The organism is Kitasatospora cystarginea (assembly GCF_039533515.1).
Lineage (GTDB): Bacteria > Actinomycetota > Actinomycetes > Streptomycetales > Streptomycetaceae > Kitasatospora > Kitasatospora cystarginea.
This window is the reverse complement of the sequence record NZ_BAAATR010000026.1, coordinates 48669-70105: the sequence shown is the minus strand read 5'-3', so window position 1 is coordinate 70105 and position 21437 is coordinate 48669. Positions and strand designations below refer to the sequence as shown.

Below are 21437 nucleotides of genomic sequence, written 5' to 3'. Positions count from 1 at the left end.
CCATCCTGCCGCGCGCCTAGTGTAACGTCTTGCTGAAGATTCCCGTTACATGTCAGGGGTGGACGTGCAGGGACGCGCGGGAGTGCGGCAGTACCTGGTGACGGCGTTCTGCGCGCGACTGGCCGACGAGGGCGTGGCCCTGGCCGTGGTAACGCTTGCCGTGCATCGCACCGGCGGTGCGGCGCAGGGCGCCTTCGTGCTGACGGCGTGGATGGCACCGCATGTCCTGGCCGCACCGCTGGCCGGCGCCCTGGCGGCTCGGGCACGGCGGCCCCGGCTCTTCCACACGAGCGCGCTCGGCGGCTTCGCCATGGCAATTGCCTTACTCGGGTTCGGTGTTGGCCGAATTCCCCTGCCCGTGGTGCTGGCCGTGGCGGCGGTGGGAGGCTGCTGCGGCCCGGTCGTCTCCGGTGGCATGTCCAGCCTGGTCACCCGCATCTGCCCGGCGGGCTCTGACCAGGACCGCGCCTACGCGTGGGACGCCGTCGTCTACAGTGCCGCCGCCATCGCGGGGCCCGGAGTCGCCGGACTCGCCGCCGGTCTCTCGCCCGCCGCGGCCATGTCCGTCATGTCCGTAGCCGCGGCCTGCGCCGCCGCACTGGTGGCCGTGCTGCCCCTCCACCCCGAACCCGCCCGTGACACAAGTGTGGCGATCCGGCTGCGTGGTGACTTGGCGTCAGGACTCGCGACGGTCTGGCGGTACCGGGAGCTGCGTGCCATCACCGCGGCCACGTCCCTCGCCTTCGTCGGCATCGGTGGGCTGACCACGATCGCGGTGCTCCTCGGCGAAAGCCGGAACCATCCCGAAGCAGGCGGCCTGCTCATGACCGCATTCGCAACCGGGGCCCTGGCCGGCAACGTTGCGATCGCCCGCGCGCGGCCCGCTGCACCGCCGCACCGCCTCGCCGTGCTCGGCATGCTCGGCACCGGTATCGGCCTTGCGGCAGCAGCCATCGTCCCCTTGCCCCTCGCGGCTGCGGCCTTCTTCGCGATCGCCGGCGCCTGCGACGGACTCCTGCTGACCGCCACCCTGCGGCTGCGCGCCCATCATGCTCCACCGGCCATGCGGACCCAGGTGTTCACCATCGGCGCCGGACTGAAGATCTCCGCCGCAGCCGTCGGTTCGGCCCTCGCCGGACTGGCGACCCCGAACTCCGGGCCCCGGTACCTGATCGGCATCGCCGTCCTCCAGACGGCGGCGGCACTGAGCTACCTGCTGATCCGGCGCAGCCCCCACCGCGCCGCCCGGCTCCGCATCCCGGCGCCCCCGGCGGATCGGCCACAGGGCGCGGCAGCAGGGGCGCAGCCCGGGGGAGCTGACGGCCCGCGCCCGGGCGGCTGACGCGTGCAGAACCGGGGCGGTCGGATGCGACGGATCCACGTGAGCGAGAATCCCGGCATGGTGATGGCACGGCACTGGTACCCGTCGGCTCCCGTCGTGGACGCCGCGCCCGGTCCGGCGCCCCACCACCAGGCGGCACTGCCGGATCGGAGCACAGTACGGTGGACTAATAGTCCAGAAATTCGACTTGTCATCACCCTGATGGACCATCAGTAGTCGCATTTATCCTCGAGCCATGGCTAATGGCGTGTTCCATACCGGATACGGCATAGAGATCAACCTGACCCTCCCGGACCTCGGGCATCCGGAGCGGCCAGGACTCCTCGAAGAGATCACCCAGCCTGTGGCCCAGCGCGACCGCGAGCTTCTCGAGTGCCTGGAACATCGCGACGGAGGCGTCTGCCGGTCAGAACTCGCGGACAAGTCCCCTTGGATGGCGATCCGGACGGTCCGGCGGAACGGCCGGCCGATCCTGCGCGCGGCCCACCTCCCGGTGACCCACAGCGCCACGCCGGAGGAGAGCGCCAAGCGGAAGGCGATGAAGGAGCGGATCGCCCGTGCCGCCGTCCGCGCGGGACTGGCTGTCGAGACGGAGGTCCGGTCGGAGAGCGGGAGCCGGGTATCCGATGTCCTCGTCACCGGGCCGGGTGGCCGGCGGATCGGCTGGGAGGCACAGTACTCGCCGATCAGCAGCGAGACCGTGCGCAGGCGCTCGCGGATCGCGGCGGACGGCGGGATCACCCCGCTGTGGGTGACGGCGTCCGACGCGGCGACGCTGATCGACCGAGCGCCCTGGGCCCGGGTCGACGACGTGCCCTGGCAGTTGATCGACTCACCCTATGAGATGGCCGTCCGGGGAGGGGTGCGGCACTTCCAGGCCTGGAAGTGCACGGTCACCAGCGAGCGGACCTGCCCCCTTCGGAACGGTGCGCACTGCGGCGAGTTCCACTTCGGCTGGGAGCTCCCGGCGCTGTGCGTCCCACCGAGGCCGGCCACCTCGATCGACCGGCTGGTCGTGGCCAGCGCGGAGGGCGAGTTCGTCGCCGTGCGGGTCCCGGACCAGTGCGATCCCCACAAGAGCATGCGGATGTGGGTCAGTTCGGCGGACCGCGACACCTGGTGGGAGATCGTCGGACCACCGCTGTCGGAGGAACGGCAGGACGGGACCGCGGTCGACGAGGAGATCACGTTCACGCACGAGGAGATCGACCGCTCCTGCCGCTACGGTGAGGAAACGCTGGCCTTCAACAGACCCCGCCCGCGCGGCGGGGACGCGAGCCTCGTCCACACCTTCCCCGAGGTCCCCGAGTTCCTGCGGCCCGTCGAGGCGGCGCCGCGTCTGCGAATCACCGATCGTGAAAGGAAGTCGGCCGCACAGCGATTGCGCTGCCCCGTGTGGGAGATCGGTCCGTGCGACCTCTGCTCCGCGCCCATCCGCCGGTACGGGACGTTCTGCGGCGTGACCTGTCGGCCGTGCCGGATGAAGGCTGCCGCCAGGACCGCGTGATCACGTTCCGTGGGCCCGTCTCCCGCAAAGCCCGTACCAGCCCGACGAGTTGCCTTGGCACCCGAGGTCCGGGCAGCTGGCGAGCCCGGGTCGAGCCGGTCGGCGCGGCGCTTCACCGCGCCGGACCGGCCGGTTGCCGGATCAGCCGCGGTGGATCACGGGGCGGTACGAGGGCGAAGTCAACGCAGAACGGCCTCCAGCAGGTCGGTGCCCAGCCGGGCGCTGGCCGACAGGTTCAGCTCGTACAGCACGTAGCGGCCACGGCGGCGGGTCGTGAGCAGGCCGGCCCGCCGCAGGACGGCCAGATGGCGAGAGCGGCCCCGGTGGTCGGATCGAGGTCGGTGTCCTGGGCTGTGTGCAACTCCTGGACGAGCTGGGCCACATCCTCCGGACGCTTGCGCAGCGTGAGGGAGGCGTGCAGTTCACGGAGGATCTGTTCGGCGGTGGGCAACGACATGCGGCACACCCTGTCATCGCCCCGATCGGACCTCCACCGGTTTTCGGGCCGCTGTCCGTGGCCGCTCTCTGCGTCTCAGCGCCGAGCGGACCGGAGGAGGAGGCCTTGGCCTCGGACCGGGCACCGAACCAGGTAGGACCGTGCGCCAGTTGGCGCTTCAGCAAGGCGGCGGGCAGGATGACGGTATGACATGGATGGCACCGCCCGTCGAGCGGACCACGCAACTGGCCGACCTGGCTACCGTATCCGAGCGGCAGATGTTGGAAGGCTGGCTGAGCTGGCATCGGGAGACCCTGCTGGCCAAGTGCGCCGGGCTTGAGCCCACTCAGTTGGCGCTGACGACCGTGGAGCCCTCGAACCTGACCCTCCTCGGCTTGGTCCGGCACATGGCGGAGGTGGAGCGGTGGTGGTTCCGACGGAGCTTCGCGGGCGAGACCATCGGGGATGTCTTCACCGGTCCGTCGGATGGCGACGAGGGACTCGAGGGGGTCGACGAGGCCGATGCGGAGCGGGACTTCGGACTCTTCCGAACCGAGGTCGAAGCGTGTGACGCCGCAGCAGCCGGGCGCGGCCTGGACGAGACGTTCACCTCCTCCCGAGGCGTATCCCTCAGCCTGCGCTGGGTCTACATGATGATGATCCAGGAGTACGCCCGGCACAACGGTCACGCCGACTTCCTACGGGAACGGACCGACGGCGTGACGGGTGACTGAGCCGCACGACCTCTGCGGCCTTCTCATACGGAAGTGCCGGCCTGGTAGTCGCTCCTCGCGTTCTGCCCGGCGTCCCGCGCGTGGCCGCCGACTGTCAGTCCGCGATCCTAGACTCTCCGTGTGCCAAGGATCGGCATACGGACGAGCCGTGCGGCAGCGCATGTGCCCGTTCCGGACGGACCGTCAGAGTGGGGGATCGTTGTGAAGGGAACGAAGAAGCAGGCGCTGGCCGGGGTGGCGGGCGCGCTGGGGGTGCTGCTGGCGCTTGCGGGGCCGGCTGCGGCGGAGCAGGGTACCGGGCAGATCCTGCCCTACCCGGGGCCGGACGGGCTGATCTGGATCCCCGAATGGATCGGTGACGGCGGTGCCGTGACGGGCGGTGCGAGCCCGGAGCGGCCGTTCACCGTGACGGTCGGCTGCCAGGGGGGTGGCTCGGTCCTCGTCACCGTGTCGCCGCACTTCGGCGACAGGACGCCGGTCTCCTTCCGGGTCAACTGCCCGGTCGGCGCCACGGCCGTGGGGTCGGTGGTGCTGACAGGTGAGCAGGGGCGCGACTTCTACGTCGGCGTCGCCGCCTCCGACCAGACCGTACGCTGGGGCCTGACGGCCACTCAAGCGGACTGAGTCGACAAGGCACCCGGTCCGACTGGTGCCTGCTGCGCAGCGGTCCGCCTGCCATCCGGGTCGTCTGATCTTCGGGTTCGGTATCGGCAGGTCGCCGATCTCGTGGCCGAGCAGGACACGGATGACGTCAAGGTCCGTCATCATGAGGGCACCGGTCGGCCGGACCACGGGACGGATACCTATCCGGTCGCCCCGGCGGCCCGGTCGCGCTCCGAGCGCGGCAGCAGCCGGCCGTACCGAATGCATCCGGTACGGCCGGCTCCTGGCCACCGAACCCGCGGCGCGTTGGCGCCGCGGGTTCGGGCGGTCAGAGGTGGTGAGCCACGAAATCAGCCACCTGCGTGCCGAGTTGCTGGCCCGCGCGGTTGTCGATGGAGGTGTGCTGACCGGTCCAGACCCGGCTGAGCCATGCTTCGGTGGCGGCGTCCTGGAAGCCGGCGAAGGTCCGGGTGACACCCTTCGACGTCACCGCGAGCCGGTGCTGGGCACCGTAGATCCCGGTGAGCGTCGTTGCCGCCGCTTGGCTGAGAGCGCCGTGGGCGCCGGGGTAGGACGGATCCGGGGCGGTCGGCAGCAGGGGAGTCCAGTTGGGGTCACCGACGACGATCGGGTTGTAGTGCGTACCACCGAGCCGGATGGCGGTCACGGGCCGCCACACGCGGTAGGCGTACTTGGCGTCGTACATCGCGATCGCGGTGTCGGCGAGGGACAGGTCGAGGTGGGCGAAGACCTTCACCGCCTTCTCAAGGCTTGCGTTCTCGGAGGTGACGAGGCCCTGTGCGACCTGGTTCCAGACGTTCCACACGGGTGCGGCCGCCCAGAACCCACCGGCCGCGGTCTGATCGGGTGTGCGTGTCGTACTGGTCTTGCTCCCAAGGCTCTTGACCTCGGCCAAGGCGGTCGCGTATTCGGAGGTGCTCACGGCCGGCGGCGCTGCGGGGCGGAACTGGCTTCCGCTGGTCAGCACGAACGGCTTGACCGAGCCCCAGTTGGTGAACACCGGTGTGGGGAAGTCGGTCGGCGCGGGCCGGTAGTCACCGGCCATGGTGCCGGCGCTGAACGGCAGCGGCTTGGCCGAGGACCCGTCATCGGACCGCAGGCTGATCAGCCGGCCGGCGACCGCGGCTCCCACGCGGATGCCCGCCTGCTTGCCGGAGTCATTGGGAATGGCGGACAACTGGCTGTTCAGCCGCTGGTCCACGTCAGCGCGCTTGGCCGGGTACAGGGCGACCAGCACATCGTGGGCCGCCTGGTCCGCCGCGGCGTCAGCACGGGCGCCCTGCGGCGCCGACACCGAGAACAGGTAGGGTGGGTCGGCCCGGGTGATCGACACCACCGCGTCGTACTCGGCGGCCTGGAGGAGTGCGAAGCTGCGCGTGGGGTGGACGGTGGACGGTTGCGCCTTCGGATCGCTCAGGATGGTGATGAGCTCGCGGTTCCACTCCACGACCGACATCCCGGACCCCGGGGCGGTGGCGCGCGGGCTTGGCGACTGAGCGGCGGTGGACCCGAAGGCCGGGCTGGTGAGTCCGGCTGCCAGCGCGGTCCCGATCAGTACGGCGAGTGTCTTCTGCTTTCCACCCATGGCCTGTGGCTCCTTGTCGCTGGTGGCGGGCGGTGGCAAACCGGTGGCCGTACACGCCGACCACTTCGACCGCTTGGGCCACTGCGGACCAGACGGTCAGCGGACACCGGGGATCGAGCGGGGAGTCCGCATCGCGTGCTGGAAGGAAGTACGCTCCGGTACACCTGCTCCGGAGTTTCGACGGGGACGCGTGAATCGAGTTCCCGTCTGCCTGATTCCGGTACTGGGAAAGTTCGTTGAATAGTCGCAACCGGACTCACCGGGATACCGGCCCGTGAGGCGGCGCACGTCACCCACACCAAGGATCGGGGAGGCTGACCGGGCTCGAATGCTCCTGCAACCTGACCGCCTCTCTGCGTCATCAAGTCGCTTGCCAGGTAAAGAGTGCGGGTACCCGGCCCATGCCGCAACTCCGACCTCGCGGTCGTCGGGTACTCCGGATGCGAATGCTACCTTCACGCGCTGGACACGGCATGTCGTCATCCCGGGCGAGCCCGGACGCGACCGGTCCGCTGCGCCTCAGGTCGCGGAGTGGCGTGCTCTACACCCATTCGGGGGACCCGGGATCGGAGCGGCTGGGGCTGCTGCTTCGCGCGCAACGGGCCGGCGACGTCGTCCTCGCCCGGCCGACCGGGCCCGGTGCCCGCGTTGCCACCGTGGCGGCTCAGATCTCCTTGACGAAGATGATGGCGTCGATCTGATCGGTGGTGGCCGGGTCGAGGGAGAAGTAGGTGTGGTCGGCCGGGACACGGGGTGTCGGCTTCCGGTCGAGGGCCGTGGCGAGGTGGCAGGGATCGATGACGGCGCGGGTGTGGGGGAGGGTCGACAGGAGCCCTTCGAGGGTGTCGGGGTGGGGGACGTCGGAGCCGCGGGTGCCGAAGGTGGTGGCGGCGAAGGCGTACTGGTCGCCGAGGTGCGTGCCGATGACGGCGCCCGCGCTCCACCACTGGAGCGGCAGGCCGGCGAACTGCACCCGGCTCGTGTCGCGCTGCAGGTGGCGATTGTGGGCGAACGCTAGGGTGGGGCCGCGACGGGCCTCGCGGCGGACGATGGCGTCGAGGTTGTCGGCCATCATCGCGTCGCGCAGGGACATGAGCGTACTGACGCGGGTGGGCGCGGTGTTGGCCAGGCCGTCGTGGTAGCGCAGGAGTCCGGCGGCGGTACGGGCGTGCAGTTCGGCGCGCCAGAAGTCGTCGGGGGAGGTGACGGCGGTCAGGTGCGGGGCGTGCGAGGTCAGCAGCGCGCGCAGGTCGTCGGCGATCAGGCGGAGTTCGCAGGCCTCGGAGGTGCGGCCGACGGACTGGGCGGGGTCCATGAGGGCGGCCGGGTTGGTCCAGCGCTCGTCGGGGCCGAGCAGGTCGTCGAGGGTCTCGTGACTCCAGACCGGGTCGAGGTGGGCGGCGAGGTAGTCGTGCAGCGCGGTCAGGGCCGGGCGGGGGCTGGCGGCGCCGGTCATCTCCAGCGGGCCGTCGAAGCCGTAGAAGCGGAGCCGATCGTGTGGAGGGCGCCGCTCGTTGTGGGCGCGCATCCAGCACAGGAGTTCGCGGTTGGCGGGTGAGGCGCCGAAGTCGGGGCTGAAGCCGCGGCTCATCGCCCCGTCGAGGGTCCCGATGCCATCGGCGACGTACGCGTCGGCGGCCAGGGCCGACAGGCAGTCGCTCTCAATGGCGATCGACCGGTAGCCCCGGTGTTCGACCAGGTGACGGAAGAGCTCGTTGCGCAGCTCCGGGAAGGCTTCGACGCCGTGGGTGGGTTCGCCGAGGCCGAGCAGGCGAGTGGCTGGGGACAGGAGCGCGGTAAGGGCGCCGCCGCTGAAGGCACGGGCGGCGTCCCGGATCGAGGCTGTCATGACTTCAACTGTATCGTTGAACCTTCGGTGTAAACTTTCCTGGTATTTCCGGCTGTTGACGAGGAAAAAGCTTCAAAATGCCATTGCGGCCCATCGATCTGGCGCGCGAGCACGGCCTGTCCACGCAGGCGGTGCGCAACTACGAGGAGGCGGGGATCCTGCCGCCGGCCGAGCGCTCGCCGCACGGCTACCGCCTCTACGCTCCGCGCCACGCGGCGGCGTTGCGGGCGTTCCTTGCTCTGGTCCCCGCGCACGGCCACGCGACCGCCGGGGCAATCATGCGGGCGGTGAACGGAGGCGCGGCCGAGGAGGCGCTGCCGCTGATCGACGAGAGCCACGCACAGCTGGCCGACGACCGGTCCACGCTGGAGGCCGTCGCAGGGGCGCTGCGCGACCTGGCGCCGCCGTGTGAGCCGGGGCCGGGCGTGACGTACATCGGGCCGTTGGCGCAAAGGCTCGGCATCCGGCCCGCGACGTTGCGCAAATGGGAGCGCGTCGGGTTGATCGTGCCCCGGCGCGACCCGCGCACCGGTTACCGCGTCTACACCTCCGCCGACGTGCGCGACGTGCTGCTGGCCCACCAGCTGCGGCGGGGCGGACACGGGCTGGAGCAGATCGCGCGGGTACTGGAGCGGGTGCGGGCGGCCGGCGGACCGGAACCGCTCCAGGCGACACTGCGGGAGTGGCGCGACCGGCTGACGGCGCGGGGCCTGGCGATGCTGGCGGGCGCGGCCGCGCTTGACGCCTATCTGGGGATGTCATAGCGCCTGGCGGCGGTGACACCGGCGGTGCGTGCAGGCGGCAGCCGTACGGAATCGCTTCACACGGCGCGCCGTGTCACCTCGGCCGCCAGGGCCAGCAGCTCCTCCAGCCGCAGCCAGCCCGCCTCGACGCCCTCCGGTCCTCAGGCGATCCCTTGGACTCGGTTGGCGTGCGGGCAGTCGGGTGTCGGCGGCTGTCCGGAGGCCGAAGGCTTCCATCCCCCGTGCGGGGGAGCCGAGTTGGACCTCGTGCATGATTCGGCGGAGCGGACTGTGAGACAGCATGGGGCCATGGTCACGTTTCGAGCCGATCCGCGCCCTCGGCGCATGGGCCGGCGCCCACGGCGACGCCGTCCTCGCCGCCCAGGAGCGCTTCGGCCGCGTCCAGGACCTCAGGGCTGTTGCGAAAGTGGATCAGGACGGCGGGTGATCACGGCAACCCGGATGTGGTGCGGTGTCGGTGGCTGTTGCTGCCGGTGCTGCCGCTCGGTGAGGTGGTGCCGGGAGACGGATGCCGGGTCCCCGCCAACCGGGCGAGGCCGCGAGGTGGACCGGCATGGTGCAAGCGGGCGTGGTGTTCTTTGGCCGGACACTGATGGCCCGGAGACAGGCAGGAGAGAGCGTGGACGACCACAGCCATCAAGGCATCCCGGGCACCGTGGCAGGCGGAGCGAGTCGCGGTACCGGTGGTCAGGCCGGGGTTCTCGGCATCGCGCTCGCCGCCGTACTGACGGCCTCACTCGCCGAGGGGTCGTGGGAATGGTTCTCCGCCTACCTCGGAGTGACGCTTCTCGCGGTGATCCTCTCCTTCGGCCGTCTACCGGCCTGGACACCTGGTCTACGGTCCGCCTACGTACGGAGTGTGGCGGCGTACTCGCTGGTCGTCGGCCTGTGCGTGGCTATCGCGCTGGCCCCGGCGCTGCAGCGCTGGAAGTGGCTCTTTCCGATGCCGGGCACCCGCAGCGGGTGCGTCGAGCTGGGCAGGTACGAGGACATGCGGGAGCAGGTCGCCCTCGGCAATCCGCCCGGTGGAGACGGTGCTGACATGGCGTACGCGCGGAACTTCCAGAGCCGGCAAGCCGTCAACGACTGCCTGGCGTTCACGACGACTCGGTGGCTGCCGGCGTACGCGTTGGGGACGGCGGTGCTGGTGGGGGTGGGATCGTGGTCGTTGGGCCGGTCCCGGGCGAGGAGGGAAGCGGCCGAGTCCGCCTGAGGTCCTGGCCGGCTGTGATTCGGGCCCTGCCGCAAGCTGGGCCGGCGGTGGGCGGGGGGCTGTACTCGGTGCTCTGACGGGGGCATCGGGACGGCACGGCCCGCTGTCCCGATGCCCCCGGGTGTCAGTCGCAAGACCCTCGAGGTCGAGGGCCGTTGCCGGGGACACGTCCTCAGCAGTGGTGGCAGGTGGACTTCGGTAGACCGCCGGACCACGCCCCGGCCGCCCGACTGCTCGGTACCGGCGCAGGCAGACGGGCGCAGCCAGTCAGGCTCTCGCCGCGGGGCGGTCGGCCTTCGGCCGGCCGTGCCCGTCAGGTGACGGAGTTGTCTCCGTCTGCAGGGCGGCGATGGTGAGATCGGTTGCCGGGCCGTGCCGCACCACGCTGATGGTCTGAGCGAGTACGAGTACCAGCAGCGCGCCCACGCCCGTCGACCGCGCGAGTGCACCCCAACCGGCCTGATCCATCGCCAGGTGCGCCAACTGCAGGATCAGCATCCCCCGGCCGATCGCCGCCGCGCCGGCGATGAGCGCCTCCTCCCGCCGGTGCCCGACCTCGCCCGCCAGCGCGCGGAGGATCACCAATGCCGCGGCGAGGCACAGGGCATAGGAACAGCCGAGGACCAGCGTGGGCCGAGGAGTCGCGGCCAGGATGACGCAACTGCCCACCGTCCAGCAACAGGCGCTGAAGAGGCAGGTCGCGCGTCGTCCGTGCCTGACCAGGAAGGTCCGCTTGCCGAAAAGGGTGTCTCCGCGCACATCGCGGAAGTCCTTGAGTAGGATCCGGCCGATGAAGCCCGTGTAGAGCCCGAGGAGCATCAGCAGATCGCGCGCCTGGAGGGCGGTGCGGGTGGCGGTGAGGGCGAGCAGGTACGGCAGTGCGACGTAGCAGGCCGGAAGCACCAGGGCCGCGACGGCTCCCCGGTCGGCGAGGCGGACCGGGCGCAGCGAGTACCCGGCGCTCACCGCGAGGGCCGCGAGTATCAGCAGCCCGGGCCGGGGCCCGAGCACGAAGGCCGCCCCGAGTGCGACCGCGGCGGACACCACGGCCATGACGACGAGATCCCGGCTTCCGGCGGCGGCGGTGACCAGTGGCCGGCTCCGGTCACCGGGAAGGTTGACCCGGTCGATGGCCTGGTCGGAGAGGTCGTTGACACAGACCGAGCAGAGGAGGAAGGCCATGACCGGTACGAGGCACTCGGCCAGCAGCAGCCGGTCCTCCGCGTGGCCGGCTTGGGCGAGGCCGAGTGCGGCGTAGAGGGTGAAGAGCAGAGCAACGGCTGGGCGGCTGAGTGCGATCAGCACACGGATACGGGCAGCTGTCGGTCGGGAGGTCATCCGTCACCCTCATCACTTGTTCGGAAACAACCGGATCGAGCCGGTCCAGAGCAGCACCAGCACCCCGAGGACCAGCAGCCCACCGAGCGCCAGGACGACTGCGAGCGCGCAGCCGATCATCTCCAGGCACGACATCGGCCGCTTCCCGGATGCGGACCTGCGCGGTGTGGACCGGTGTGGTTGGTCGGGCGGTGACCACAGAGCTCCCACTAACTCTTCCTCTTCTGCTGAATCTTGACGAGCCGTCCGCCAGTCTCCACGCGAAGTCGTCCCGGCGCCTGAGTACTTGTACTCAGGCGTCACCCTGCCGAGCGGTCCTCCGCCGACCGGTGGAGCAGCGCTCGGCGGGGGACAGCTCGGCGGGAGAGCGATCGGAGGGCATGACGGGATCGGCGGTCGGGTCTCGATCGCCTGCCGTACCGGGGCCTGTTCGGCGGGTGTGAGTTCCGGGCGTCTGCTCGACGAGGACGGCCGTCGTACGTTCCAGGAGCTCACCGAGGGAGGCGCGCTCGGCGGGTGTGAATGCGGCGGTGAGCGAGCGCTCCAGGATGATCACCTCCTGGTAGGCGCGGTCCAGCGCCGCCTGCCCCTCATCGGTCGGCGAGGCGATCTGCACCTTGGCGTGTACCGGGGACGGCTCGCGCCGGATGAGCCCCTTGGCCTCCAGGTTGGTCAGGACGCTGGCCATGCTCTGCTGGGTCACCCCGCAGGCGCGCCGTCTGGGCGGCGGACATGCCGCCCTCACGGGAGAGGGTCAGCAGCACGGTGTACTGCGTCATGGTCAGCCCGGCCCTGACAGACTGGAGGCCGCAGTCCGGCGGCTGCGTGAGGGCGCCATCCACGGCAAGAGCGTCCTCAGCGTAGCGGGCTGACCTGCCGACTGAACCACCGCCTGAACCACCGACCGGGCCACCGATCAGAAGGAATGGACAATGGATCCTCTCGCACCGATCTCGCTGGTCACCGGCGCCAACCGCGGAATCGGACAGGAGACCGCGCGGCAACTCGCCGATCTCGGCCACACGGTGCTGCTGTGCGCACGCCGCATCGAGGACGCGCAGACGGCCGCCGACCGCATCTCCGGCCTGCCGGGCACCGTCCTGCCGCGCCGGTTGGATGTCACCGATCCCGACCTCGTCCACCGCCTGGCGGCCTCCGTCGAAGCGGAGTTCGGCCGCCTCGACGTACTGGTCAACAACGCGGCCATCAACTACGACACCGAGGCGCGCACCGTCGACGTCGACCTGGACGAAGCGCGGCGCACGCTGGAGACCAACCTCTTCGGGGCATGGCGAGCCGTCGAGGCCTTCCTCCCGCTGCTGCGGCGCTCCGCCCACCCCCGCATCGTCAACGTCTCCAGCGAATCCGGCTCGCTGGCCGAGATGTCCGGCGGGACACCCGCCTACGGGATCTCCAAGGCCGCACTCAACGCCCTCACCCGCAAACTCGCCGCCGAACTGCGCCCGGACGGCGTCCTGGTCAACTCCGTCTGCCCGGGCTGGGTCGCCACCGACATGGGCGGACCGGGCGGTGGTCCCGTCGAGCGGGGTGCCGCAAGTGTGGTCTGGGCGGCCGTCCTCCCCGACTCCGGGCCCTCCGGAGGGTTCTTCCGCGACGGGCGGCCACTGCCCTGGTGAGCGGGCGGGCGGGCGGTTTCGGTGCCGGCACCGACCGCTTCCCTCGGCTTCGCCGTGACGCGGACGTTGATGGCCTGGGAAGACCTGCGGAGGAGGGCGGATCCTCCGGCGCGGTACCGGCGGCGGAACCGGCATGCCGTCGTCGCAGGGGCGAGTTGTCTCTCCTTAACGGTCGGTTACCCATCTGCGATGAGCAGCCGGTACCCGTAGTCCACGCTTTGCCGGCCAAGCAGGTCGGCGTGGCGGCGATGCCAGGCGCCGGAGTCGAGATCGGCGCGTAGCCGGGCGATGGCCGGCTCCACGACGGAGGGCGGCAGTTGCGCGAAGGTGGAGCTGGCCTGCCGGACGACCGGGTCGAGGTAGAACTCGGGGCGGCGCCAGTAGGCGATCTGGAAGCCGTCGGTGAAGTCGTGCGGGATGGGAAAGGGCAGCACGGTGTGCGCATCGAGCGCGTCGGCGACCTCGGGCAGCGGGGTGAACCGGGCGTGCTCCAGCTCGCGGATCTCCGGCAGGTACTCCTCGAGTAGCCACAACTGCGGCCGGTGGACCGGGTCCCAGGTGAAGACGACCTGCCTGCGGGCGACTCGGCGCAACTCGCTGAGCCCGCGCCGCAGGTCGGGCCAGTGGTGGACGGTCATGATTGCCATGGCCGCGTCGAAGGAGCCCTCCGCGAACGGCATGATCGCTCCGCACTGGCCACGCATACAGGCCGTGCTGCGCGCCGACATCCTGTACCGCGCCCGACAGTTGACCGATGACGGTGCCGCGGCGCTGTTCCGCGGTATCGATGCGGGCTTGGGGTGGCAGGACGGCGCTCTGGTCATGGACGCGTGGCCCGGTGAACACCACGACATCGCCGTGGAGGGCCGCGGAGTGACCTTCACGCCGTCCCTGTTCTGCGACCACGCCGTCACGCTCGTCGATCCGACCCTGCCGCCCAGGATCTGGTACCCGGCCCGTGGCCGCGCCACCGTGTGGCACGCCGGTACCACCGCCCCGCCGCCCGCCCTGGCGGACCTCCTGGGCCGTACGCGCGCCCGCATCCTCGCCCACCTCGCCGAGCCGTGCGGCACTTCCGACCTGGCCGGCCGCCTCGGGCTCAGCCCCGGCACCGTCAGTCAGCACCTGGGCGTCCTGCATCGCGCCGGGCTGGTCACCCGGGCTCGCCACGGACACACGGTTCTGTACCTACGCAGCGAACTCGGGGATCGGCTGGCCACCTGATCGCACCCTGCTCCAGCCCCGGACCGGCCCTCGGCCGGGGCAGGGGGACCGGGCCGAGCCGATCGAACCGAAGCGCGGCGCCGGCGTGAACAGGCCGCAGACCAGGCCGCCATCAGCCCGCGACCCGGTGGCCCGGCCCCTGGACGACGAGCGCTCGGCCGTCCTCGCTCCTTAGAGGGCCAGCGGCTGCGGCAGGCTGTGGCTGCCCTGATCTACTTCTGCCGATCGGCCTGCCTGCCTTGCCTGTTGCCACCGCGCGCCCGATAGTCCTGACCGCCGCCGAGCGGCATCGACGGAAGAAGGCCGCCTACGGTCACAGGACCGAGCACCGGGACCGGGTGCGGGCGCGGATCGTGCTCCTGGCGGCTCGGAGCAGGTCCAACGCGCGTATTGCCGTCGAGGCGGGAGTGCACGTCGTCACGGTGCGCATATGGCGAGGCCGGTTCGCCGACCTGGGTCTGCGCGGCCCGCTCGACCGTCAGCGCACTGGCCGGCCCCCCGTCTTCACACCCCTGCAGGCCGTGCAGGTCAAAGCGTTGGCCTGCCGGCTTCCCGCCGAGACCGGCGCGCCGCTGTCGCGCTGGTCGTGCCCGGAACTGGCCCGCGCGGCGATGTCGCGGGGCATCGCCGCGTCGGTGTCGGCCTCCACCGTGCGCCGCTGGCTCGACCAGGACGCGATCAAACCCTGGCAGCACCGTTCCTGGATCTTCATCACCGACCCCGACTTCCACCCCAAAGCGGCCCGCGTCCTGGACCTCTACGCCCGCAGCTGCGACGGCGAGCCGATCGGCGCGGACGAATACGTCATCGGCGCGGACAAGAAGACAAACGACTTCACCAGCCTGACCCAGGTCAAGGACCGGCTCCGAGACCTCGAAGACCGCTACAACGCCACGGCACAGCCGTTCCAGTGGAGGTTCACCACCTCCGACCTGGACGATCTGCTGGCCAGACTCGACCGGCACACCACCGATCACCAGGAAGAATCCTCCGCCGCCCAGCCAGCCTGATCACCCCCCCGAAGGACTTCCGGAGCCGACCACTTAGGCTCGTACGTGGGAGTACTCGTCGGTGGTCCGAGTGCCGCCCGGCACGCGAAGCCACTCGCCCCTGCATTTACCGATCGCGGCAGGTGACCTTGCAGTCGGGCATCATGCGGGTGCCGGACGAGCCGACGCCGCACCGCTTGCCGGTGCCAGTGACGTGGAGCCTGCCATGACCACATCCCGGGACTTGATGATCACTGCCATGGAGGTGGAGTCCAGTCGCCCTGTGGAGCGAAGCGAGCTGTCGCTTGCGCTGGCGGGAGCCGAGTTGATCGACCTCCTGGCTGTCGGGGCCGCCACGCTGGACGGCGATCAGGTCGTGCCCGGCCACCGGACGGCCATCACCGATCGCCTGCTGGACCAGGCCGCGGCGTCGCTCGTCCGGGAATCGCCGTACGAGTCGATCGGCGACTGGCTGTGGCGCAGAGGCCGTGGCCTGGCTGCGGCCTACCTGGACGCCTTCGAGGTGGAGGGGCAACTCACGCGGCAACATTGGCACTGGATACCTCTGCGGACCGGTCCGCCGGTGCTGGTGGATTCGCTTGACCGCCGTCTGGCGGGGGACCGCTGGGCCACGAACGAGCCAGTGCTCGCCGCCCTGGGGGCGGCCGTGGGGATCCCTGACAAGGGGATCGGAGACGCGCCGAGTGTGGCCGGCGGCGCGGTGGAGGACGACGCGGTGGAGAACGTGCTCGCCGAGGTCAATGGCGCGTTGGTGGAGCTGGAGGCCGTACGGCAGCGGCGATCCATTGAGAAGGCGGCCTTCGACAACATCTGGCGAGGCGGCTGACGATGGGCGTTGGTGGTGCCGATCGATGTGGGCGTTCAAGCCCGTGACGGTCGGCGGCCGAGATGATGAGCGGCATCCTGCGACGGCTCTCGCCGGCGACTGTCGTTGATGGCTCTCGTCAGCGCACAGGGGCGTCGATGACCGATCGTCCTGGAGTGGGCACCTAGAGTGGTTCCGTGCGAGTTCGAGGGAGCCGAATCCGAGCGTGTGCCGTGGTTGCGGGGGTACTGCTGGGGTGTGCTGCCTGCGCCTCCAGCGCGTCCGGACCCGTGCCTGACGCACGGGCATCCACCGCGGCGACCACGCTGACGGCCGCTGCCTCCACCGGCCCGTTCACCCTCACCCGGGGGCAGGGCTTCGACCAGTCCGGTGCGTTCATCCCGCTCATGACCTGCGACGATCCGAAGGACTACTCGCCAGGTCTGGAGTTCGCCAACGTGCCGGCCGGGACGGCCGAACTCGCCCTCACCATGGTCGACCTGGACGTGCAGAAGATCCACTGGTTGCAGCTCGGGATCCCGGCCGGCACCCGTGGGATCACCGCCCACCGCCTCGTCCCGGGGGCCCGGGAGGCCCTCAACGACTTCGGCGAGACCACCTACACCGGGCCCTGCCCACCCCCTGGTACCACCCACAGATACCGGCTGACCCTGTACGCACTGCGCGAACCGGTGCCGTCCTCCTCTGACAGCAGTACGCCACCGGCCCAGACGCTCAAGGAGATCGAACGCCGGGCGTTCGCCTCGGCCGCGCTGGTGGCGCCGTACACGCGCCACTGACGTCCGGCCAGACGGCAGGCGCGGCGCCGGGTCCGTCCGGGAAGGGTGCGGGGCGGGCGCTGTCGGGCGGCCTGGTCACTGCCCGGGTCGCGCGCCGAGGTTTGCTGGGAACGACCCAAGCACTGGCTTGGACTGCGCGTCGACGTCCGGTGGTGTCCGAATCTCTGCCGCGCGGACCGTCGCGGCCGCATGACAAGATCGCATCTTGCGGATGTTCTCTCGATCATGGACCTCGAACCGCGGGAAGTCCCATCGTCTCAGGTCGGAGGCCATTCGCGCCTCAGGTCCGAGCGCTGGAGCCGCTGTTGATCGGCGGAGGCGTTTCCAGGCACGGCGGCCGCATCGACCGAACGGCCACCCACCTCGATGTCAATGAGCAGGCTGAGGTGCCCAGGGCTGCTGGCTCCAGATCGGCGATGCTGCCCGACACGATCGCGCGAAACCCTCCGGGAAGATCGGGGAGTTGGACCGAGTGACGGCCGGGCAGGTAGACGTGATGCCGTACGAACGGGGAGAGGCAGGCGACGTCCCCGTCGCGGACGTCGAAGCACAACCGCGAGGGAAGGGGGATCATTGAACGGCCACGATCCAGCGGCCGGCGGACCGGTCGCGGACATCCTCCGTGCGGCCGTCACCCCGTCCCTCGCGTGGGGGACGGGCATCCTCCGTGCCGTCGATGCCCCTGCGGGATCCACGACTTCAGAGTTGGTGCCATGGCTGAAGACGAACGGGAACGCAGGCTGGACGGCTTCGTGGCAGCACCGGGGCCACTTGCCGCAGAGCACGGTCCGGCAGTCCTTCCGGGCCGACTTCGGTGGGCCGCGGCCGCCGCGCCGGCGGCGGCGATCTGCTACGGACTGTGGCAGGCCCACTGGTTGCTCAATGGTGCGCCGTCCTTCGGGCGTTTCGGTACGGACCTGCTGGTCCTTCCCCGGTGGGGTGTCGTCGTGCTGTGCGCTGCGGCCGCCGTGATCGCAGGGCTGCTGCGGATGGCGACCCGGCCGCGCCGACCGCTGGTGGTGGCGGCCTGTGCGGTGAGCGCCGCGCTGCTGGTGTCCTGCCCGCTGCTGCTCCTGGACGTGATCGGTCGGCTGATCCCCGGTCTGCACATCCCGCACGACCTGCCGGGCGCGCTGAGCAGGGCGGCGTGCCTCACGGTGGCCGTCCTGCTGTCGGTTGCCGCGCTCTCGCACCGGCGCCGTCTGTGGGGTGGCTGCCCGCAGTGCGGCCGAACCGGGGAGCCCTCGATCCCCAACCCGTCGGCGGTTCCGCCGCGTTGGGCCTGGTGGGCGGCCTACGGCGCGGTCGCGGCCTGCTGCCTTCGGATCGCCGCGCAGTACGGTCTGGGCTGGGGCGCCCCGGGGAAGCTGACGTCGGCGGAAGCGGTGTCGCTGGCCGTGTTCGAAGCGGGCTTCCTGCTGGTGGGGACGGTACTCCCGCTGTCCCTGGTCCATCGCTGGGGCCGGGTGCTCCCACGCTGGGTGCCGCTGGTCGCCCGGCATCGTGTACCCCGATGGCTCGTGCTGGCACCGGCGTCCGGTATCTCGGCCGGGCTTCTGGTCTACTTCGGGGTCGGTATCGGGCAGTTGGTCGGCGACACGATGCATCCGAAGCCGCATCCGGGTGCCCTGCCGCTGTCCTTCCTGTGGGTGGCGATGCCCGCGTACTGGCTGTGGGGCCTGGGGCTTGGCGCTGCCGCGCTCTCGTACCACCGTGCCACTCGCCGGCCGTGCCGCCGGTGCGGTCGCTGAGCTTCTCGCTGTCGACCGAGTCCCGGGGATGCCGTACGCGGTGAGCGCGTTGAGCCTGCCGGCCCGTCTTCCCGACGGATCCCGGCACGTCGGTGTGTGTGGAGGCCTTCGCCCGCTGCCCGCCCGAGGCCCGTGTTGCCGCAGTGTCCCCGAGACCGAGACGGCCGGGCGGCCGACCGGGCTCAGCCTCGGCATGCTGTCGTGAGAGAGTGCAGCATGCCCTACCATCTGCGGTTCTTCTTCGAATGCGGCGTGCCGCACACCCCGTTGTGGCCAGGTCCGTCCGGCGCTCCCGACCTTGACGGCCCGTACGGCTCGCCCTGCGAGCTGGACCTCCTCCCGATCACTCCTGACACCCGGATCCGACTGGAGGGCCTCTGCGAGTGGTATCAGTCGTCTCTCGACTGGGACGACCCCGGGGGTCCGTCTCCGTGGTCCGAGGAGCAGCGCGAGCAGTTCGACCGGCAGGCGGACGGCGCGCTGGAGACCCTGCGCCGTGAGCTCGGAGACGGCTGGACGGTGGAGGACCGGCGCCACCCGTCCTGAGACCGGTCTGCCGGTATGCCGTCCTGGGGCGCCACCGCCTCACGAGGCGTCGGGCCCTGGACCCGCGCGGTGGCCCGCAGGAAGTCCCGGTCAGTCGCGCGGCGGGTCGGAGGGGCAGAGGACGAAGTCGGGGAAGGCGCGTCGGCTGGGCCGATCGTCGCCGACCTCCCGGATCGCCGCGCGGATGTCGTGCAGGTGGCCGGTGGTCAGCTGAAGCGGGGGCTCGTCGGGCTGGAAGGTGGTGCGGATCGGGTAGTCCACACCCGGCTGCCTGGTCATCTCGATGTGGCAGCCCAGCACGTGAGTGACCGGCCGGCGGTCGGAGAACTCGATCAGCCGGTCGATGCTGCGGGCGAAGGCGGGCCAGTCCTGGATGTAGAGCCGGCCCGGGTAGACCGTGTCGCCAGTGAGCAGGAATCCGGTCCACGGGTCGTAGAACGTGACCGCAGCCTCGTGGTGACCCGGGGTGGCCAGGCACTCCAACACCCGTCCACCCAAGTCGACTTGTGCCACGGCGTCAGGGTCCTCGTCGAACCCGAAGTACTTCCGGGTGGTGGCCAGGTCCGCTCCCACCACCGTGGTGTCGGGGCGGTCGCTGAACTGGGGGTCACCCGCGATGTGGTCGCCGTGCGGGTGGGTGTGCAGGACCAGCAGGTGGTACCGCTCCCGTGGGTGCCGGGCGAGCCACCCGTCGACGAGTTCATCGATCACCCGGCGCAAGGGGAAGAACTCCGCGGAAGCGGTGGCTCCGGTGTCGATCAGGACCGCTTGGGCGTTCCCGAACAGCAGGAACAGGAACGGCGCCTCGTAGTCGACCGCCATGTTCTGCCGCAGGATGTACGTGTGCCGGTCGTAGGCGTGGACCTGGATGTCCGGGTCGGTGTTGTGTTTGGCTGACGGCGACCCGTGGATCCACCGGACGTCCAGCGCACGGGGCTCGGGAGCCGTGCCGGCGAGATCGACCCAGAACGTGCCCGCGTCCACGACGTCTCCTCAGTGCGTCGTCTTGGCAGGCCGGGTACGGCGCACATCTCGTCCGGGGCAGGCGCTGTTGAGCCTCCGCGGGGACGGTACCACGGCGAGTGCCGACTGCGATCGGCACGACCTGGACTCGCCGCCACGGTAGAGGACTTGGTCCCGCCGGCCACATCGCCGTACTCTCGTACGCGAGTGCGGTGTGCTACGCGCTGCCGGGCGGGCGCAAGTGGCCGAGCCGGTGTTGGGCGAGCCGGGTTCACCGATCGGCCCTTCCGCAGCGGTGACCGCCCGTCAGTGTCCCGTTCCCGCGAACCGGTCCACCAGGACCTCGAGCCGCCGCGACGCCTCCCGCCGGGGAAGCCGGCCCGAGCTGGTGAGCGAGACCAGGCCGTGCAGGGCCGACCAGAAGACCTCGACGAACAGCGCCGGTTCGGCGTCTCCCGCGAGGTTGCCGAGCGTGTCCAGCAGTGTGTCGAACGCCTCGCGCAGCGGGGCCGGTGTAGCCGCGTCGGCGAACGGGAGGCCGGTGTCGAGGAGGAACATCGCCGGCGACCGCCGCGAGGTCGTCCGCCCGGTCAACCCGAGCGGCCGGAGCGGGGCGCGGTTCCCTGTGCGAAATCCGAGTGCAACCGGTCTTGCACCACGGCACGATGGGCGGATGGAACTGCCGCCTGACATGCCTGAACTCACCGTTGATGGAGGGTTCACGCTTCGGCCGTGGCACCTTTCGGACCTTCGGCTCGTCCGGGAGGCGTCGGAGGACGATTACATCCCCTTGATCACCACTGTGCCCTCGCCCTACTCCGAGCCGGCAGGTGTCGCGTTCGTCGAACGGCAGTGGGGCCGCGTGACCGCGAGGACCGCATATCCGTTCGTCATCGTGAACTCGCACGGTCGGCCGGTCGGCTACGTGGGGCTGATGCTCAAGGACTCGGCGCAGGGCCGTGCGTCGTTGGGCTACTGGGTCGTCAAGTCGGCGCGTGGTCAGGGTGCTGCCGCGGCCGCGCTCGGCGCAGTGACCTGCTGGGCCCTCCGCGAACTGCGGATCCCTCGGCTCGAGCTGTATGTGGAGCCGTGGAACACGGCTTCCGTGCGCACCGCCGAGCGCGCGGGGTTCCGACGCGAGGGGCTGCTGCGAGGGTGGCGGCAGGTGGGGGACGAGTGGTGCGACATGCTGATGTATGTGCTGCTGAACGACGGCGATACTCGACATTCTGTCGAACCCGTGGCCCCCGTCCTCCCGGTCCGTATGCCCGGCCGCTCGTAGTTATGTGATGTCCAGTCAGTCAGGATC

The 21437-nt window shown here is 70.7% G+C and carries 23 protein-coding genes, 1 pseudogene and 1 riboswitch; of the genes and pseudogenes, 15 read left to right on the top strand and 9 right to left on the bottom strand.

The window, feature by feature from the left end; translation table 11 throughout:
* The first annotated feature begins 58 nt into the window (after positions 1 to 58).
* Both ABD369_RS25750 and ABD369_RS25745 read left to right on the top strand, forming a co-directional pair.
* Entirely contained in the window at positions 59 to 1342 is a 1284-nt protein-coding gene (locus ABD369_RS25750; RefSeq protein WP_344638922.1) for an MFS transporter, read from the top strand.
* Positions 1343 to 1577: 235 nt separating this feature from the next.
* Positions 1578 to 2849, top strand: a complete 1272-nt coding sequence (locus ABD369_RS25745; protein WP_344638921.1) for a competence protein CoiA family protein — start codon at positions 1578 to 1580, stop codon at positions 2847 to 2849.
* Positions 2850 to 3028: 179 nt separating this feature from the next.
* On the opposite strand, the pseudogene ABD369_RS25740 reads toward ABD369_RS25745, so the two are convergent.
* A pseudogene (locus ABD369_RS25740) lies at positions 3029 to 3163 on the bottom strand (ArsR/SmtB family transcription factor); the annotation flags it as partial.
* Between the two features lie 328 nt (positions 3164 to 3491).
* Here ABD369_RS25740 and ABD369_RS25735 point away from each other — a divergent pair.
* Together ABD369_RS25735 and ABD369_RS25730 are read left to right on the top strand one after the other, a co-directional pair.
* A complete protein-coding gene (locus ABD369_RS25735; protein ID WP_344638963.1) occupies positions 3492 to 4019 on the top strand; it encodes a DinB family protein in 528 nt (175 codons plus the stop codon).
* A 201-nt stretch (positions 4020 to 4220) separates the two neighbouring features.
* Complete coding sequence (locus tag ABD369_RS25730; protein ID WP_344638920.1) at positions 4221 to 4643, top strand: hypothetical protein; 423 nt, start codon at positions 4221 to 4223, stop codon at positions 4641 to 4643.
* A gap of 307 nt (positions 4644 to 4950) precedes the next feature.
* Here ABD369_RS25730 and ABD369_RS25725 read toward each other — a convergent pair whose 3' ends face one another.
* Positions 4951 to 6228: a vanadium-dependent haloperoxidase gene (locus ABD369_RS25725; RefSeq protein WP_344638919.1), complete on the bottom strand. Its 1278-nt coding sequence runs from the start codon at positions 6226 to 6228 to the stop codon at positions 4951 to 4953.
* A gap of 664 nt (positions 6229 to 6892) precedes the next feature.
* A complete protein-coding gene (locus ABD369_RS25720; RefSeq protein WP_344638918.1) occupies positions 6893 to 8077 on the bottom strand; it encodes an erythromycin esterase family protein in 1185 nt (394 codons plus the stop codon).
* A gap of 77 nt (positions 8078 to 8154) precedes the next feature.
* Between ABD369_RS25720 and ABD369_RS25715 the strand changes: the two genes are divergently transcribed.
* The 3 genes from ABD369_RS25715 (at position 8155) to ABD369_RS25705 (ending at position 10054) form a co-directional block, all read left to right on the top strand.
* The gene (locus tag ABD369_RS25715; RefSeq protein WP_344638917.1) at positions 8155 to 8841 is read left to right on the top strand and encodes a MerR family transcriptional regulator; all 687 of its coding nucleotides are present in this window, start codon (positions 8155 to 8157) and stop codon (positions 8839 to 8841) included.
* Between the two features lie 280 nt (positions 8842 to 9121).
* Positions 9122 to 9268, top strand: a complete 147-nt coding sequence (locus tag ABD369_RS25710; RefSeq protein WP_344638916.1) for a hypothetical protein — start codon at positions 9122 to 9124, stop codon at positions 9266 to 9268.
* A gap of 192 nt (positions 9269 to 9460) precedes the next feature.
* Positions 9461 to 10054: a hypothetical protein gene (locus tag ABD369_RS25705; RefSeq protein WP_344638915.1), complete on the top strand. Its 594-nt coding sequence runs from the start codon at positions 9461 to 9463 to the stop codon at positions 10052 to 10054.
* 267 nt (positions 10055 to 10321) lie between these two features.
* On the opposite strand, the gene ABD369_RS25700 is transcribed toward ABD369_RS25705, so the two are convergent.
* From ABD369_RS25700 to ABD369_RS25690, 3 genes are all read right to left on the bottom strand, one after another.
* On the bottom strand, positions 10322 to 11392 hold the full coding sequence (locus ABD369_RS25700; protein ID WP_344638914.1) for a UbiA family prenyltransferase: 1071 nt from the start codon (positions 11390 to 11392) through the stop codon (positions 10322 to 10324).
* A 12-nt stretch (positions 11393 to 11404) separates the two neighbouring features.
* Positions 11405 to 11527: a hypothetical protein gene (locus ABD369_RS25695; protein WP_344638913.1), complete on the bottom strand. Its 123-nt coding sequence runs from the start codon at positions 11525 to 11527 to the stop codon at positions 11405 to 11407.
* 157 nt (positions 11528 to 11684) lie between these two features.
* Positions 11685 to 12080 (bottom strand): MarR family winged helix-turn-helix transcriptional regulator, encoded by a 396-nt coding sequence (locus ABD369_RS25690; protein WP_344638912.1) that lies wholly within the window; start codon positions 12078 to 12080, stop codon positions 11685 to 11687.
* A gap of 244 nt (positions 12081 to 12324) precedes the next feature.
* On the opposite strand from ABD369_RS25690, the gene ABD369_RS25685 reads away from it, so the two are divergent.
* On the top strand, positions 12325 to 13029 hold the full coding sequence (locus ABD369_RS25685; RefSeq protein WP_344638911.1) for an SDR family oxidoreductase: 705 nt from the start codon (positions 12325 to 12327) through the stop codon (positions 13027 to 13029).
* 176 nt (positions 13030 to 13205) lie between these two features.
* Here ABD369_RS25685 and ABD369_RS25680 read toward each other — a convergent pair whose 3' ends face one another.
* Positions 13206 to 13709 (bottom strand): class I SAM-dependent methyltransferase, encoded by a 504-nt coding sequence (locus tag ABD369_RS25680; RefSeq protein WP_344638910.1) that lies wholly within the window; start codon positions 13707 to 13709, stop codon positions 13206 to 13208.
* On the opposite strand from ABD369_RS25680, the gene ABD369_RS25675 reads away from it, so the two are divergent.
* From ABD369_RS25675 to ABD369_RS25650, 6 genes are all read left to right on the top strand, one after another.
* Entirely contained in the window at positions 13675 to 14253 is a 579-nt protein-coding gene (locus tag ABD369_RS25675; RefSeq protein ID WP_344638909.1) for an ArsR/SmtB family transcription factor, read from the top strand. The genes ABD369_RS25680 and ABD369_RS25675 overlap by 35 nt on opposite strands.
* 239 nt (positions 14254 to 14492) lie before the next feature.
* Positions 14493 to 15263, top strand: a complete 771-nt coding sequence (locus ABD369_RS25670; RefSeq protein WP_344638908.1) for a helix-turn-helix domain-containing protein — start codon at positions 14493 to 14495, stop codon at positions 15261 to 15263.
* 205 nt (positions 15264 to 15468) lie between these two features.
* Positions 15469 to 16089 (top strand): GOLPH3/VPS74 family protein, encoded by a 621-nt coding sequence (locus tag ABD369_RS25665; protein WP_344638907.1) that lies wholly within the window; start codon positions 15469 to 15471, stop codon positions 16087 to 16089.
* A gap of 269 nt (positions 16090 to 16358) precedes the next feature.
* Positions 16359 to 16868, top strand: coding sequence for a YbhB/YbcL family Raf kinase inhibitor-like protein (locus tag ABD369_RS25660; RefSeq protein ID WP_344638906.1), 510 nt, complete (start codon positions 16359 to 16361; stop codon positions 16866 to 16868).
* 713 nt (positions 16869 to 17581) lie between these two features.
* Positions 17582 to 18619, top strand: coding sequence for a hypothetical protein (locus tag ABD369_RS25655; protein WP_344638905.1), 1038 nt, complete (start codon positions 17582 to 17584; stop codon positions 18617 to 18619).
* Positions 18620 to 18835: 216 nt separating this feature from the next.
* Complete coding sequence (locus tag ABD369_RS25650; protein WP_344638904.1) at positions 18836 to 19165, top strand: hypothetical protein; 330 nt, start codon at positions 18836 to 18838, stop codon at positions 19163 to 19165.
* Between the two features lie 90 nt (positions 19166 to 19255).
* On the opposite strand, the gene ABD369_RS25645 is transcribed toward ABD369_RS25650, so the two are convergent.
* A complete protein-coding gene (locus ABD369_RS25645) occupies positions 19256 to 20149 on the bottom strand; it encodes an MBL fold metallo-hydrolase (RefSeq protein ID WP_344638903.1) in 894 nt (297 codons plus the stop codon).
* Positions 20150 to 20160: 11 nt separating this feature from the next.
* Positions 20161 to 20228, bottom strand: a riboswitch (guanidine-III (ykkC-III) riboswitch).
* Positions 20229 to 20434: 206 nt separating this feature from the next.
* Positions 20435 to 20686 carry a TetR-like C-terminal domain-containing protein gene (locus ABD369_RS25640; RefSeq protein WP_344638902.1) on the bottom strand — a complete coding sequence of 84 codons (252 nt, stop codon included), beginning with the start codon at positions 20684 to 20686 and terminating at the stop codon, positions 20435 to 20437.
* Positions 20687 to 20801: 115 nt separating this feature from the next.
* Here ABD369_RS25640 and ABD369_RS25635 point away from each other — a divergent pair, with 115 nt between their 5' ends.
* Positions 20802 to 21410, top strand: a complete 609-nt coding sequence (locus tag ABD369_RS25635) for a GNAT family N-acetyltransferase (RefSeq protein ID WP_344638901.1) — start codon at positions 20802 to 20804, stop codon at positions 21408 to 21410.
* The last annotated feature ends 27 nt before the right edge of the window (positions 21411 to 21437 follow it).